This window comes from Pseudoflavonifractor sp. 524-17, from assembly GCF_009935845.1.
Classification (GTDB): domain Bacteria; phylum Bacillota; class Clostridia; order Oscillospirales; family Oscillospiraceae; genus Pseudoflavonifractor_A.
Map to the genome: position 1 here is coordinate 1 of NZ_QWEK01000007.1, position 13598 is coordinate 13598.

At 62.4% G+C, this 13598-nt stretch carries 15 protein-coding genes; 11 read left to right on the forward strand and 4 right to left on the reverse strand.

Annotation, left to right across the window (positions count from 1 at the left end; translation table 11 throughout):
- Nucleotides 1-393 precede the first annotated feature (393 nt).
- Together thyA and mtaB are read right to left on the reverse strand one after the other, a co-directional pair.
- Nucleotides 394-1221, reverse strand: a complete 828-nt coding sequence (gene thyA, locus D1159_RS02370) for a thymidylate synthase (protein ID WP_161844103.1) — start codon at nt 1219-1221, stop codon at nt 394-396.
- 13 nt (nt 1222-1234) lie between these two features.
- Nucleotides 1235-2560 (reverse strand): tRNA (N(6)-L-threonylcarbamoyladenosine(37)-C(2))-methylthiotransferase MtaB, encoded by a 1326-nt coding sequence (mtaB, locus tag D1159_RS02375; protein ID WP_161844104.1) that lies wholly within the window; start codon nt 2558-2560, stop codon nt 1235-1237.
- Nucleotides 2561-2714: 154 nt separating this feature from the next.
- Between mtaB and D1159_RS02380 the strand changes: the two genes are divergently transcribed.
- The 4 genes from D1159_RS02380 (at nt 2715) to D1159_RS02395 (ending at nt 5401) form a co-directional block, all read left to right on the forward strand.
- Entirely contained in the window at nt 2715-2951 is a 237-nt protein-coding gene (locus tag D1159_RS02380; RefSeq protein WP_161844105.1) for an HPr family phosphocarrier protein, read from the forward strand.
- 163 nt (nt 2952-3114) lie between these two features.
- A complete protein-coding gene (gene yfbR / locus D1159_RS02385; RefSeq protein WP_161844106.1) occupies nt 3115-3693 on the forward strand; it encodes a 5'-deoxynucleotidase in 579 nt (192 codons plus the stop codon).
- A 69-nt stretch (nt 3694-3762) separates the two neighbouring features.
- Nucleotides 3763-4032, forward strand: a complete 270-nt coding sequence (locus D1159_RS02390) for an ACT domain-containing protein (protein ID WP_161844107.1) — start codon at nt 3763-3765, stop codon at nt 4030-4032.
- Between the two features lie 10 nt (nt 4033-4042).
- The gene (locus D1159_RS02395) at nt 4043-5401 is read left to right on the forward strand and encodes a PFL family protein (protein ID WP_161844108.1); all 1359 of its coding nucleotides are present in this window, start codon (nt 4043-4045) and stop codon (nt 5399-5401) included.
- Between the two features lie 82 nt (nt 5402-5483).
- On the opposite strand, the gene D1159_RS02400 is transcribed toward D1159_RS02395, so the two are convergent.
- Together D1159_RS02400 and D1159_RS02405 are read right to left on the reverse strand one after the other, a co-directional pair.
- On the reverse strand, nt 5484-6938 hold the full coding sequence (locus D1159_RS02400; RefSeq protein WP_161844109.1) for an S-layer homology domain-containing protein: 1455 nt from the start codon (nt 6936-6938) through the stop codon (nt 5484-5486).
- Between the two features lie 478 nt (nt 6939-7416).
- Complete coding sequence (locus D1159_RS02405) at nt 7417-7815, reverse strand: hypothetical protein (protein WP_161844110.1); 399 nt, start codon at nt 7813-7815, stop codon at nt 7417-7419.
- A 183-nt stretch (nt 7816-7998) separates the two neighbouring features.
- Here D1159_RS02405 and D1159_RS02410 point away from each other — a divergent pair, with 183 nt between their 5' ends.
- The 7 genes from D1159_RS02410 (at nt 7999) to D1159_RS02440 (ending at nt 13303) form a co-directional block, all read left to right on the forward strand.
- On the forward strand, nt 7999-8493 hold the full coding sequence (locus D1159_RS02410) for a dihydrofolate reductase (RefSeq protein WP_161844111.1): 495 nt from the start codon (nt 7999-8001) through the stop codon (nt 8491-8493).
- Nucleotides 8480-9040 carry an NUDIX hydrolase gene (locus tag D1159_RS02415; RefSeq protein ID WP_161844112.1) on the forward strand — a complete coding sequence of 187 codons (561 nt, stop codon included), beginning with the start codon at nt 8480-8482 and terminating at the stop codon, nt 9038-9040. Before D1159_RS02410 ends, D1159_RS02415 begins: the two co-directional genes overlap by 14 nt.
- A 98-nt stretch (nt 9041-9138) precedes the next feature.
- The gene (locus D1159_RS02420; RefSeq protein WP_202620902.1) at nt 9139-10494 is read left to right on the forward strand and encodes a glucose-6-phosphate isomerase; all 1356 of its coding nucleotides are present in this window, start codon (nt 9139-9141) and stop codon (nt 10492-10494) included.
- 131 nt (nt 10495-10625) lie between these two features.
- Nucleotides 10626-11036 (forward strand): hypothetical protein, encoded by a 411-nt coding sequence (locus tag D1159_RS02425; RefSeq protein ID WP_161844114.1) that lies wholly within the window; start codon nt 10626-10628, stop codon nt 11034-11036.
- Nucleotides 11037-11176: 140 nt separating this feature from the next.
- The gene (locus D1159_RS02430) at nt 11177-11932 is read left to right on the forward strand and encodes a PepSY domain-containing protein (RefSeq protein WP_161844115.1); all 756 of its coding nucleotides are present in this window, start codon (nt 11177-11179) and stop codon (nt 11930-11932) included.
- Nucleotides 11933-12056: 124 nt separating this feature from the next.
- Nucleotides 12057-12623 (forward strand): RNA polymerase sigma factor, encoded by a 567-nt coding sequence (locus D1159_RS02435; protein ID WP_161844177.1) that lies wholly within the window; start codon nt 12057-12059, stop codon nt 12621-12623.
- Between the two features lie 2 nt (nt 12624-12625).
- Nucleotides 12626-13303 (forward strand): PepSY domain-containing protein, encoded by a 678-nt coding sequence (locus D1159_RS02440; protein ID WP_161844116.1) that lies wholly within the window; start codon nt 12626-12628, stop codon nt 13301-13303.
- Nucleotides 13304-13598: the final 295 nt, after the last annotated feature.

The window sequence follows — 13598 nt, forward strand, 5'->3', positions numbered from 1 at the left end:
CCCCCCTTGAGAATCCCCCATAACGATAGGCCCACCCGGCGCACCGCGCCGGATGACTGCCGTGCCGATGTGCCAGTCCGGCAGACAACGCGGTCCCAGCTAAAGTCTTGCGCTTACGTTACAATAGAAGTGCCGGGCCTCTCGGGCCGGCCCGGGGGTTGTCTACAGAAGACGTTCCCCCGGGCCGACTGGGGAGGCCCGGCACATAAAACCTGGTCTGGCGGGAGACCTACGCAGAGATCACCTATTTCGAAAGACGCTCAGGGCGCTGAGGCAGTGGTGGCGGCGCGGTGCGCCGCCTGGCCCCCCCCTCTGGCCCTTTGGGTCCAGGGGGCTTTCGGGAAAGCCCCCTGGCGCCGCCCGCGCAGGGCCGCCCCGTGAGGAGGAAACCGCTCAAACCGCCACCGGAATGGCGTGGGAAAAGGGATGGGCACAATATCCCTCCAGATGAAAGCTGTCGGGGGTAAAGGCGTAGAAGTCATCCAGGGGTTCCAGACGGAGGGTGGGGGGCTCATAGGGGGTGCGGGCGATGAGTTCTTCAATCAGGGGGACGTGGCGGTCGTAGATGTGGGCGTCGGCGATGACGTGGAGGAGCTCTCCAGGCACCAGGCCGGAGACTTGGGCCAGCAGATAGAGGAGGGCGGCGTACTGCATTACGTTCCAGCCGTTGGCGGTGAGCATATCCTGACTGCGCTGGTTAAGAACCGCGTTGAGGGTTGTGCCGCTGACGTTGAAGGTGACAGACCAGGCGCAGGGGTAGAGGGCCATTTCGCTCAGGTCATGGTGGTTGTACAGGCTGGTGAGGATCCGCCGGGAGGCGGGGTTGTGCTTCAGGTCGTAGAGCACCCGGTCCACCTGATCCATCTCCCCCTCAGGGTAGGAGTGCTTTACCCCCAGCTGGTAGCCGTAGGCCTTGCCGATGGAGCCGCTTTCATCAGCCCAGGCGTCCCAGATGTGGCTGCTCAGATCGTGGATGTTATTGGACTTCTTCTGCCAGATCCACAGAATTTCGTCCACGGCGTTTCGAAAGGCCATTTTGCGCAGGGTCTGGATGGGGAACTCCTCCCGCAGGTCGTAGCGGTTGACAATGCCGAAGCGCTTGACGGTGTGGGCGGGGGCGCCGTCGCGCCACCGGGGGCGCACCGGCTGGTCCGTATCCCAGACTCCATGGGCCAAAATGTCCTTGCAGTTTTCAATAAACAGGGTATCCGCACGGCTCATAGCTGCCGCCTCCTTATTTAGACTGGGACCGGGGGCCATCCTGGGGGCACAGCGCCCCGGTCAGGGAGAGGCCCCGCCGCCCGGTGACGCACACCTGCCGCTCTTCGTTGTGGAGCGCCGTCCCGGGGACCAGAACCTCCGCATAGTTGGGGGCGTGGCCCCGCCACAGGCCGTCCCGCTCCTCCTCAAAGAGGACGGGGAGGGTGTGCCCAACCCAGGACTGGAGATAGTCCTCCTCCATCCGCCGGGCCAGGGCGCCCGCCCTGCGGGCCCGGTCCTCCTTAACGGCGCTGGGGACCTGATCCGGCATGGTAGCCGCCGGGGTGCCGGAGCGCCGGGAGTAGGGGAAGATGTGCATAGCGGAGAAGGCGCATTGGGCGATAAAGGCCAAAGTCTCCTCAAATTCCCCCTCGCGCTCGCCGGGAAACCCTACAATCAGGTCGGTGGTGATGCCGGGACGGTGAAAATAGTCCCGCAGCAGGGCCACGCTTTCCCTGTACCGCGCGGTATCATATTTCCGGTTCATCCGGGCCAGGACAGCGTCGCTGCCGCTCTGCATGGACAGGTGGAAGTGGGGGCACAGGTTGGGCAGGGCGGCGGCCCGGGCGCAGAACGCCGGGGTGATGGTGCGGGGCTCCAGACTGCCCAGGCGCACCCGCATCTGGGGGACCGCCCAGCACACCTCCTCCACCAGCTGGATGAGGGAGGAGCCGTCCCGCCGCTCCGTTCCCCAGGAGGAGATTTCAATGCCGGTGAGCACAATCTCCCGATAGCCCTGTTGGGCCAGACGGAGAGATTGCGCCCGGGCGTCCGCCAGGGAGAGGGAGCGCACCGGCCCCCGGGCGTAGGGGATGATGCAGTAGGTGCAGAAATTGACGCAGCCGTCCTCCACCTTGAGCATGGCCCGGGTGCGGCCGGCCAGCCCCCCGGCGGGGAGGACCTCAAAGTCCCGGCGGGCCAGGGCGGCGTCCACCGTCACACGGGGGCGGGCCAGCGCCCGGTCCGCCGCCAGCCGCTCCAGGTCGTCCAGAAAGGCCATGCGCCCGGCGGTGCCAGCCACCAGGTCCACCCCAAGGGCCTCCACCGCCTCCGGCGCGGTCTGGGCGTAACACCCGCACACCGCCACCAGGGCGTCTGGGCTGTCCTTCCGGGCCCGGCGGATGAGCTGCCGGGACTTTTTATCGCTGACCGCTGTGACGGTACAGGTGTTGATGATACAGGCGCCGGCCGCCTCTCCAAAGGGGACCAGGGTATGGCCCCGGCGGACCAGCTCGGCCTCCATGGCCTGGGTCTCGTACTGGTTGACCTTGCACCCCAGGGTGCAGATGGCAATTTTCATATCGGCTCCTTCTCTCACCCGGCAAGGACAAGGATTTTCCTTGTCTTTTCCGCGAAAAAACGGTATACTGAGGATACCAGGCCATTATAAGGCATAGATGGCCGAAGATCAAAGGAAATATCTTTGGTCCTTAATTTTTTGAGGAGCGTGTCACATGAACTGTTTTTCCATTGTCCTGTCCAGTATGGAGGACGTACAGCGTTTTTGCAGTCTGGCCAACCAGCACGGGTGCGATATTGACGTGTGCTCCGGCCGGTACGTGGTCAACGGAAAGTCCATCATGGGTCTGTGCTCTCTTGACCGCACCGCCCCGGCGGCGGTGGAGTTCCACGGCAGTGAGGAGCAGAGCGCGGCCTTTAAAAAGGCCCTGGGGCGGCTGGTTGTGGAGTGAGTGTACTTAATACAAAGACATTTGGACGGCGTCCGGGAAACTTCCCTGGGCGCTGTTTGATTTTGAAAACTGGACATTTTATAAAAAATTTTCGTTTACAAGGGGAGAATGATGTGATAGAATGGGAAAACTCAGAAATGAGACAGGAGGCGAAGTGACCGCCATGGCAGAACACTTTTTTGCGTATCTCGCCCGGATGCGCTACATCAGCCGGTGGGGGCTGATGCGCAACACCATGCCGGAGAACATTCAGGAGCACTCCCACATGGTGGCGGTGCTGGCCCACGCCCTGGCGGTGATCCGGCGGGACGTACTGGGGGGCAAGGCTGACCCGGACCGGGCTGCCGCCGCCGCCCTGTTCCACGACGCGCCGGAGATTTTCACCGGCGATCTGCCCACCCCGGTGAAGTACGGCAACCCGGAGATCCGCGCTGCCTATCAGGCGGTGGAGGAGGTGGCCGCCCGTAAGCTGCTGTCCATGCTGCCGGAGGAGATGCGTCCGGCCTACGCCCCCTGGCTGACGGAGGAGTACGACCCGGCGCTGCGGGGGCTGGTAAAGGCGGCGGACAAGCTGGCCGCCCACATCAAGTGCCTGGAGGAGCTGAAGGCAGGCAATGAGGAGTTCCGGCTGGCCGCCCGGCAGACCGGGGCGGAGCTGGAGGGATACGGTCTTCCAGAGGTGGGCTACTTTATGGAGCACTTCCTGACGGGCTTCCAGCTCACACTGGACGAGCTGCGGTAGTATGGTAAATAGAGCAGAAACAGCTGCGTTTGGCGTCCGATTGAGGACAAATGTAAGGAGGAACAAGACATGCGCGCGATTGTAACAGTATTGGGAAAGGATGACATCGGCATCCTCAGTTTTATCACCGCCCTGCTGGCGGAGCAGAAGGTGAGCGTTCTGGACATCAGCCAGACCATCATGCGGGAGTATTTTACCATGGTGATGCTGGTGGACTGCGCCAAGATTGAGCAGCCCTTTGACGCCCTGGCGGCCTATGCCCAGGCGGAGGGGGAGAAGCGGAGCCTGTCGGTCCACATCCAGCGGGAGGACCTGTTCCACGCCATGCACCGGATCTGAGGAGGGCGCCATGATCACAACCAGCGAAATTTTGGATACCGTGCGTATGATCGACCAGCAGCATCTGGACGTGCGCACCATTACCATGGGCATCTCTCTGCTGGACTGTATCGACGCCAGCCAGCACGCGGCCTGTCAGAAGATCTATGAAAAAATCACCCGGTACGCCGGCCGTCTGGTGGCCACCGGGGAGGACATCGAGCGGGAGTACGGCATTCCCATTGTGAACAAGCGCATCTCGGTGACGCCCATGGCCCTGGTGGCCGGGGCCAGCGACGCCCGGGACTATGTCCCCTTTGCCGTGGCCATGGAGAAGGCGGCCAAGGCCACCGGGGTAAACTTCATCGGAGGCTTTTCCGCCCTGGTGCAGAAGGGGATTACACCTGGGGACCGCAAGCTCATCCAGTCCATTCCTGAGGCCCTGGCCCAGACCGAGCGGGTGTGCGCGTCGGTAAACGTGGGCTCCACCAAGGCGGGGATCAACATGGACGCAGTGGCCATGATGGGCCGGATTATCAAAGACTGCGCCCAGCGCACTGGGGACCGGGGGGGCTTTGGCTGCGCCAAGCTGGTGGTCTTCTGCAACGCAGTGGAGGATAACCCCTTCATGGCCGGCGCGTTCCACGGCGTGGGGGAGGGGGACTGCGTCATCAATGTGGGGGTATCCGGCCCCGGGGTGGTGCATCACGCCCTCCAGAGCGTAAAGGGAATGCCCTTCGACGTGGTGGCGGAGACCATTAAAAAGACCGCCTTCCGGGTGACCCGCATGGGCCAGCTGGTGGCCCAGGAGGCCAGCCGCCGCCTGGGGGTACCCTTCGGCATTGTGGACCTGTCCCTGGCCCCCACCCCCGCCATCGGGGACAGCGTGGGGCGGATTTTGGAGGAGATGGGCCTGGAGGTGTGCGGCGCCCACGGCACCACTGCCGCCCTGGCCCTGCTCAATGACGCGGTAAAAAAGGGGGGCGTGATGGCCTCCTCCCATGTAGGGGGACTGTCCGGCGCCTTTATCCCGGTGAGTGAGGACGAGGGCATGATTGCCGCCGTGGAGCGTGGGGCGCTGACGTTGGATAAGCTGGAGGCCATGACCTGCGTGTGCTCTGTGGGGCTGGATATGGTAGCCGTCCCCGGGGACACCAGCGCCGATACCATCTCCGCCATCCTGGCCGACGAGGCCGCCATTGGCATGGTCAACAGCAAGACCACCGCTGTGCGCATCATCCCCGCCCCCGGAAAGCAGGTGGGGGATACGGTGGAGTTCGGCGGTCTGCTGGGCGCCGCGCCGGTGATGCCCGTCCGCCCCTTCTCCAGCCATGCCTTTGTAACCCGGGGGGGCCGGATCCCCGCCCCGATGCAGAGCCTGAAAAACTGATCAAAACAGTTCTCAACCGGCAAAAGCGCGGTACGGCAGTCGATGCCGTACCGCGCTTTTCAGGCGGAGGGGGAGGGGCAGTTTACATGCCCATATAGGAGAAGTGCATGTAGTCGTGGTAGCCGGTAGAGGCGTCGGCGTCCATGGCCCAGGCGTCGCCGCCCCAGGCCCAGCCGTGCGCGGCGAAAATCCGCACTACGGAGCCGTTTTCGGGAATGGAGTAGGGGTTGCTGCCGGGCTCCCAGCAGCTGCCCACCAGAATCTTTCCGTCGCGGATCTGATAGTTCTGGTTGGCGTTCATGTCAATGGCGGTGCCGCAATTGTGCTCGCCGGTGGCGGTGTCCCCCCGCCAGGCGTAGCCCCCCAGATCGGCGAAGGGGAACTGCTCCGGGTCGTTATAGATCTCGGTAAAGATCTGCTTGACGTCCTCCGCCAGGGCGGCGTGGATGCGCAGGGACATGGTGGAGGCGGTCTTCTGGCCGTTTTTGCCCAGCTTCCACACGGGGACGGTGACGGTGGTCATGGCGGCTTCCGCCGCCTCCTTGTTGGGGAAACGGCGGGTCTCGTAGTCCCCGAAGAGGAGCATGTACTTGCGGGGATTCTCCCCCTGGGCTTTCAGGAGGAAATCCTGCTTGTAGTAGTCCTCATAGGAGACCTCGCCGGCTTGGTACCGCTTCCAGAACAGGGCCTCCTGCCGCTCCGCCTCAGTGAGGGTGCGCAGGGGAATGGTGTACTGGTTCTGGACGCTGCTGACCGTATAGTACCCGCCGTCAAAGTCGTATCCCTCGGGCCCGTTCTCGCTGAACAGCCGGTAGGCGCTCTCTCCCACGTTGGAGGAGACCACGGCGCTCGCCACGCAGGCGCCCGTCTCGTCCACAAAGGTGAGGCCCAGCTGGGCGGGCTGCTGGTACAGGCTGGAGTCAATGGCCTTTATGGTCCGCACCAGCAGTACGCTGCCGTCGCAGCGCTGGAGAGCGTCGCCGCCGCCGAAGGTACCGTCAGACTTCCCCTGGATAATGTGCAGAGAAACCAGATTGGAAACTGCTTGCTGGTATTCAGAGGGGATGAGGGAGAAGTCGGCCAGAACCTCCTCCGCCGGGCGGATCCAGGAGCTGCCGCGGGAGAGGACTTCCTCCGGCAGAACCTGATTCAGCAGGACGGCCACCTCCAGGCGGGTGATAGAGCCGTTCAGATCCGACAGATCCATGCCGTCGGGGATTAGCCCCGCGCTCCGGGCGGCGGAGAGGGCGGCCTGATCCCAGGCCAGTCCCTGACCTGTGGCGGCCTGGTACTGCTGGGGCGCGAAAGCCCGCGCCAGCATAGTCAGAAACTGCCCGCGGCTGAGCGGCGCGGAGGGGGCCATCTGATTTCCGCCCACACCCTTGATTACCCCAAGCCAAGCGGCGTACTGCATGTCGTCGCAGGCCCAGTGGGAGGCAGGGAGATCACGGTATTCCGCCGCCGCGGCGGGAAGGCTCCCGCAGGCCAGCAGAGAGCCTGACAGCAGAAGACAGGACACAACACGTTTTGCGTTCAAGAGGGATTCCTTCTTTCTCTAAAATATTTGGTTACTGACGCTCCGCCAAATGAGAGACTTCAGCCTGCCGGCAACGTATTTTCGGCAGGCTGAGCGCAGTTTTCTTGGATGCGGAAGGGAACCCCTGACGGTTCCCTTTTACACTAGCCCTCCCTCCGAAGCCTTCGCAACTCCTGTTTTTCGACACGCTGAGACTTTCATTCATCTTTGGGCAGGGGCTGCGCATAGCGTTCCGCCGCCGTCCTTGGCGGGCGCCAGTCCGCCGGCGTCCGCTCCCTTGCCGCGCCGCATTTCCCCCGCCGCTTGTTTACCGGTTCTCTAATCTATCTACAATGGTAGTCCTCTGAATGCAATTTGTAAAGGCTTTTTCGACCCTTTTTCCCTTTTTGTGCCGCACCTTCCACCGCACCGCGCAAAACGGCCGGCCCGGCGTAAAGCCGGACCGGCCGTTTTAGTAGAATCTGTGCTGCGGGCGTCCTTAACACCCATGATGGCGTCCGTGGCGTCCGCCGCCCCAGTGGCCTGGTTCCGGATGGTGGTAGGAACCGGAGGAATAGGCGTCGGAAGAGTAGACGTCAGAAGCATCGGTGCTGGGGGCGGTGTAATTGGGGCAGTAGGGGTTGGGGCAGTCGGCGCTGGTACAGGGCATGGAGGGGCAGGCGTACCCGCCGCTGCTGTGGCACTGAGCGTGAAGGGTGGCCCACCGGTCCTTGTGGGTCAGTACCGTATAGCCGGAGACGTTCCGGTTGGACGCGCTCAGGAGACAGGAGACATCCGCCCGCCAGGGACAGCCGGCTGTGGCTGCGGCTGCCGCAGGCAGCATGGCCGTCAGCGCCAGTGTGAGAACACCCGCTTTCAGTCGTTTCATGTGATTCATGCAAAACGCCTCTTTTCTGTGATTAATAGCTGCTCCGCGCCGCCGTGTCCTTGTCAAGAGGAGGGAAAGGGGCTATAATGGCGGCGTGGAGAGAGCAGGGTATACCTATACTAATGATAGCAAAGGATACAGAGAAAAGCAAGTGTCTTTTGGGAGAAACGGGAACAGAAAAGGAGTATGTGTATGGAGGCCATTGTGGCGGTGGATCGGAACTGGGGCATCGGAAGGGGCGGGGACCAGCTGGTCTATCTGTCAGAGGATTTGAAGCGGTTTAAAAAGCTGACGCTGGGGCGGGCGGTGATTGTGGGGCGGAGGACGCTGTCCACCTTCCCGGGGGGCAGGCCTCTGCCTGGACGGCGGAATTTGATCCTGAGCGGGGACAAAAGCCTGGCTGTCCCAGGGGCGGAGGTCTTTCCCGGGGTGGAGGCCCTGCTGGCCGCCGCGCCGGAGGACGCCGTGGTCATCGGGGGCGGGACAGTATACCGGGCGCTGCTGCACCGGTGCCGCCGGGTGTATGTGACGAAGATTGACGCCGAATTTCCGTCGGACACCTTTTTTCCCGACCTGGATGCCCTGCCGGAGTGGCGGGCGGGGGAGGTTTCCAGCCCGCTGGAGCAGGACGGAATTGTCTACCGCTACGTGACCTATGAGAGGGGGAGCGAAGATGTACCTGGATGAGATCACGGCCTACCGGCCCCAGGACCAGCAGGAGGCGGCGGACCGGGAGATGATGCTGGAATACATCCGCCAATTTCCCGACACCATTTTGACCCGGGAAAACCGGATCGCCCACATGACCGCGTCCGGCTTTGTGGTCAACGCCGATGCCAGCCGGGTGCTGATGGCCCACCACAACATCTTCAAGGTGTGGGCGTGGACCGGGGGCCACGCCGACGGGGAGGGGGATCTCCTGTCCGTGGCCCTGCGGGAGGCCCAAGAGGAGACGGGGATCCGCCATATCAGTCCCCTGTCGGAAAAGGCGGCGTCTCTGGAGATTCTGCCGGTGTGGGGCCATGTGAAGCGGGGGGAGTACGTCCCCGCCCACCAGCACCTCAACGTGACGTACCTGCTCCTAGCGGACGACGCCGATCCCCTTGCCCCCCGGCCGGGGGAGAACACCAAGGTGGGCTGGCTGCCGGCGGATACCCTGCTGAACTGCACCAACGAGTGGCAGATGGACTATGTGTACACCAAGCTGCTCCGCCGGGCCCGCCGGCTGCTGTAAAATTCCTCACAAGTTTTTTGCTTTTTTCACCAATTTGTACTGGGAAAAAGAGGGGGGAGGGTGTATAATATATCCACCCCCATTTTTATGAGAAATAAATGCAAGGAGGATATATCGCCATGATCCAAATTGACCTCTCCAATAGTACCGCGTTTCTGCCCCAGGACTGGCTCGCATCCCGGGAAGGGGCGCTGAACCAGGCCCGCGCCATGCTGGAAGAAGGCAACGGCCCCGGCGGCGAGTTTACCGGCTGGGTCCATCTGCCCCGGGACTACGACAAGGAGGAGTTCGCCCGCATTCAGAAGGCGGCCAAGCGGATTCAGTCCGATTCCCAGGCCCTGGTGGTCATCGGCATCGGCGGTTCCTATCTGGGGGCCCGGGCGGTGGTGGAGCTGCTGCGCTCCCCCAACTACAATCTGAAGAAAAAAGATACCCCGGACATCTTCTTCGCCGGCAACGGCCTGTCCACCCGGGCCCTGCTGGAGACCATTGAGCTGGTGAAGGACCGGGATTTCTCCGTAAACGTCATCTCCAAGTCCGGCACCACCACCGAGCCCGCGGTGGCCTTCCGCATCTTCAAGGCCCTGCTGGAGGAGAAGTACGGCAAGGAGGGGGCGCGTAAGCGCATCTACGCCACCACCGACGCCCGCCGTGGGGCGCTGAAGGGCCTGGCCGACGCAGAGGGGTACGAGACCTTCGTGGTCCCCGACGCCGTGGGCGGGCGGTACTCGGTGCTCACTGCCGTGGGGCTGCTGCCCATTGCCGTGTCCGGGGTGGATCTGGACGAGCTGATGGGGGGCGCGGCCCAGGCCATGGAGGCCCTGGCCAAGCCCGGACTGGACAACCCCGCCTGGCAGTACGCCGCCGCCCGCCACGGGCTGTACTGCGCCGGGAAGAGCACCGAGGTGCTGGTGGGCTATGAGCCCTCCTTCCGCTTCTTCGCCGAGTGGTGGAAGCAGCTTTACGGTGAGAGCGAGGGCAAGGATCAAAAGGGCCTCTTCCCCGCCAGCGTGGAGTTCACCGCCGACCTGCACTCCATGGGCCAGTATATCCAGCAGGGCCAGCGGATCATGTTTGAGACGGTGGTCCGCTTTGCCCCCTCCGGCCAGGAGTATACCATCCCCAACGACCCGGACAATGTGGACGGACTCAACTTCCTCTCCGGCAAGGATCTCTCCTTCGTGGCGGAGCAGGCCATGCGGGGGACGCTGCTGGCCCATGTGGACGGCGGAGTGCCCAATGTGGTGCTCCAGGCCGGCGCCCAGGACGCACATACCGCGGGCGAGCTGATCTATTTCTTTGAGTATTCCTGCGGCCTGTCCGGCTATCTGCTGGGGGTCAACCCCTTCGACCAGCCCGGGGTGGAGGCCTATAAGAAAAATATGTACGCCCTGCTGGGCAAGCCCGGTTTTGAGGCGGAGAAAGCCAGGCTGGAGGCCCGCCTTGGGGGCTGACAGGCCGGACGGCGGTTTTTTGAATTTTCAATGAACTTCCAGGAAGCAGTTGCAATTAAGGGCGAGACATGGTAACATGGAGAAAAGACCGGGGGACTTCCTCCCGGCGGACGAGTTAAGGAGTGATAACTATGGTGAGAGTGATCATGGGTGTCAAGGGCACCGGCAAGACCAAGCAGATGATCGACCTCATTAATTCTGCGGTCCACAGCGAGCACGGCAACGTGGTCTGTATCGAGCGCGGGAATAAGCTGACCTATGACATCCATTCTAAAATCCGTCTGGTGGAGGCCAGCCACTACGACATTACCTCCTACGAGGTAATGAAGGGCTTCATCAGCGGTATGTATGCCGGCAACTATGACATTACCCATGTCTTTATCGACAGCCTGACCAAGATCGTGGGCGTGGATCTGGACAACCGGACTGAGGAGTTCCTGGACTGGCTCAACGCTTTCTCCGATAAAAACAGCATCAAATTCACCGTCAGCATCAGCGCTGACGAGGAGCTGGCCACCGACGGCATGAAGAAATATTTCTAAAGAAAATAGAAGCGCCAGCGGCGGCTGCAGAGAGTTGCGGCCGCCGCTTTACGTATTCAAAAAAATTAAAATTTTCCTGTGCAATAAAAGCGGGGTCCCAGCCGTTATATTGACAGAGAAGATAGAAAGGACGTGGCGACATGAAACAAATCAACTGGAAAAAGAGCATTGGCACGCTGGTACTGGCGGGGGCGCTGACGGCGGGGACCGCCGCGGCCACCGCGGCAGTGGTGCGGCAGAAGGTGACGGCGGAGCTGCGGCCGGACATTACACTGAAAGTAAACGGTCAGGCGCAGAATCTGGATAAAGCGCCTTTGAGCTATAACGGCACCACCTATCTGCCGGTGCGGGCAGTGGGAGAAATGGTGGGCATGAAGGTGGACTGGGACGGGAAGAGCCAGACTGTCTCCCTCACAGGGCAGACCGGTACCAGTACAGCGGCGCCCACCACCCCGGCGGGGCTGATCAGCGTAGACCGGGCCAAGGAGATCGCGCTGAAGGACGCAGGGCTGCGTGGGGACGAAGTGACCTTCCTGAAAAACAAGCTGGATCGGGAGGACGGCCGGCAGATCTATGAGATCGACTTCTACACTAGTCAGACTAAACACAACTACGACATTGACGCCGTTACAGGGGAGATCCGCAAGCACGAGATGGAAAACTGGAACCAGAATACCGGAAACGCCTCCGGCGACATTGGTCTGGACCAGGCCAAGGCCATCGCGGCGGAGCACATCGGTGTGCCCCTGAGCCAGCTGACGATCCGCAAGGCAGAGGCCGATTGGGACAACGGCCGCAAGGAGTACGAAATTGAGGTCTACCACGGAACCACTGAGTACGAGTTTACCATTGACGCCGCCACCGGTGCCATTCTGGACGTGGATATGGAGCGATAAAATTCCGCCGTTGGGGCAAGCTCTGCAAAAGAGGGAGTGCTGGGGTGCGCCAAATCCGGCGTACCCCGGCAAAGTTTGTTAAAACGGGATGCCGAAGGCTTTGGGGGGAGTATAGGTGCTTTTCATGACGCAGAGCGTCCAGGCGGAGGAGCGGCGGTTGGACGGCGCCAGGTGCGAGGAGCTGCTGGCCGGGATTGGCCTGGGGGATCCGGGGGATTTTGAAACCTTTTACCAGGCCACCAACCGGGCCATCTACGCCTACGCCCTCTCCCTGACCCGCAGCCACTACGATGCCCAGGATCTGATGATGGAGACTTATTTGAAAATCCGTTCCGCAGCCCACCTCTACCGTCCCCAGGGAAAGCCCATGGCCTGGGTTTTTACCATCACCCGCAACCTGGCCCGAGACCAGCAGCGGCGCAGCGACCGGGAGGCTTTGATGGGGGACTGCCCTCCGGGGACCCTGGCCCTGGCGGCGGAGGCTCCGGGGGAGGACGCCCTGGTTCTGCGCCAGGCCATCCAGGTGCTGGGGGCGGAGGAGCGGCAGATCATTCTGCTCCACGCGGTGTCAGGCTTGAAGCACCGGGAGATTGCCCAGATACTGGAACGGCCCCTGTCCACAGTACTGTCAAAATACCGCCGGGGACTGGCCAAGCTGCGGACGGCTCTGCGGGCGGGAGAGGAGGGATAGGAATGGGAAAGAGCTGGAGCGGCCCCGAGCTGGAGCAGGCCCTGCGCCGGGCGGTAAACCGCAGCGTGCCTGATGTGTATGAGCAGGTGTCCCGGCAGAGCCCGCCGACGCTGCTCAACGGGGACGGCGTCGTCCCCTCCCAAAGCCCTGGCCGGCGCGGCTTTGCGTGGGTGGCGCTGCTGGTCCTTCTGGCGCTGATTGGAGGCGGGGCGTGGTGGCTGCTGGGCCGGAACGCGCCTGTCACTCTGGAGGAGGCAAAGGCCATCGCGCTGGAGTACGCTGGAGTTTCCGCCGGCGAGGCGTCCTTTACCAAAGTGGAGCTGGAGCGGGACAAATTCCGTCAGGTTTACGAGCTGAGGTTTTCCACCATCCAGGCCGAATATGAGTGCGAGGTAGACCGCCGGACGGGAGAGATACATAAGCTGGAGACGCGGCCGCTTGCTGGCCCCCCGCCGGAGCCGGCGGACCAGCTCCTCACCGCCGCCCAGGCGGAAGAGATCGCCCTGGCCCACGCGGGAGCTGCCGCGGAGCAGGTGAGGGAGAAGAAGACTAAGCGGGAGTCGGAGGACGGACAGACCTATTATAAGGTAGAGTTCGAGGCAGGCAGCATGGAATACGAGTATAAAATCGACGCATACACCGGCGCCATTCTGGAGATGGAGTGGGATGAGGAGGACTGAGACGCGGGGAGATTTTATAGCGTCCCATTCTGAGAAGCTGTACCAATAGGCGGCAGCACGCGTCTGGACTGCATCAAAAACGCTTGAAATCCGCCAGGATTCCTGCGCGTTTCTTCCTTGCCAGCCAAAAAATTTTCTCGCTCATACACGCACTTCGCCTATTGGTACAGCTTCTGAGTGTTTGGACGCCCTAGGGCGGGCTTGAAGCCCGCCCGCGCCATAGAATAGAAAACAAGGCCCCCAGCGGTACAATGCGTACCGCTGGGGGCCGTTTTTTAGGGGAACTGGGTGCGTT

Bases quoted from the DNA above. Each gene is read 5' to 3' on its own strand.
- D1159_RS02405 (WP_161844110.1), bottom strand. From the start codon at position 7,815: ATGAATCACATGAAACGACTGAAAGCGGGTGTTCTCACACTGGCGCTG.
- D1159_RS02440 (WP_161844116.1), top strand. From the start codon at position 12,626: ATGGGAAAGAGCTGGAGCGGCCCCGAGCTGGAGCAGGCCCTGCGCCGG.
- thyA (WP_161844103.1), bottom strand. From the start codon at position 1,221: ATGAGCCGTGCGGATACCCTGTTTATTGAAAACTGCAAGGACATTTTG.
- D1159_RS02435 (WP_161844177.1), top strand. From the start codon at position 12,057: ATGACGCAGAGCGTCCAGGCGGAGGAGCGGCGGTTGGACGGCGCCAGG.
- mtaB (WP_161844104.1), bottom strand. From the start codon at position 2,560: ATGAAAATTGCCATCTGCACCCTGGGGTGCAAGGTCAACCAGTACGAG.
- D1159_RS02410 (WP_161844111.1), top strand. From the start codon at position 7,999: ATGGAGGCCATTGTGGCGGTGGATCGGAACTGGGGCATCGGAAGGGGC.
- D1159_RS02390 (WP_161844107.1), top strand. From the start codon at position 3,763: ATGCGCGCGATTGTAACAGTATTGGGAAAGGATGACATCGGCATCCTC.
- D1159_RS02430 (WP_161844115.1), top strand. From the start codon at position 11,177: ATGAAACAAATCAACTGGAAAAAGAGCATTGGCACGCTGGTACTGGCG.
- D1159_RS02415 (WP_161844112.1), top strand. From the start codon at position 8,480: ATGTACCTGGATGAGATCACGGCCTACCGGCCCCAGGACCAGCAGGAG.
- yfbR (WP_161844106.1), top strand. From the start codon at position 3,115: ATGGCAGAACACTTTTTTGCGTATCTCGCCCGGATGCGCTACATCAGC.
- D1159_RS02420 (WP_202620902.1), top strand. From the start codon at position 9,139: ATGCAAGGAGGATATATCGCCATGATCCAAATTGACCTCTCCAATAGT.
- D1159_RS02395 (WP_161844108.1), top strand. From the start codon at position 4,043: ATGATCACAACCAGCGAAATTTTGGATACCGTGCGTATGATCGACCAG.
- D1159_RS02380 (WP_161844105.1), top strand. From the start codon at position 2,715: ATGAACTGTTTTTCCATTGTCCTGTCCAGTATGGAGGACGTACAGCGT.
- D1159_RS02425 (WP_161844114.1), top strand. From the start codon at position 10,626: ATGGTGAGAGTGATCATGGGTGTCAAGGGCACCGGCAAGACCAAGCAG.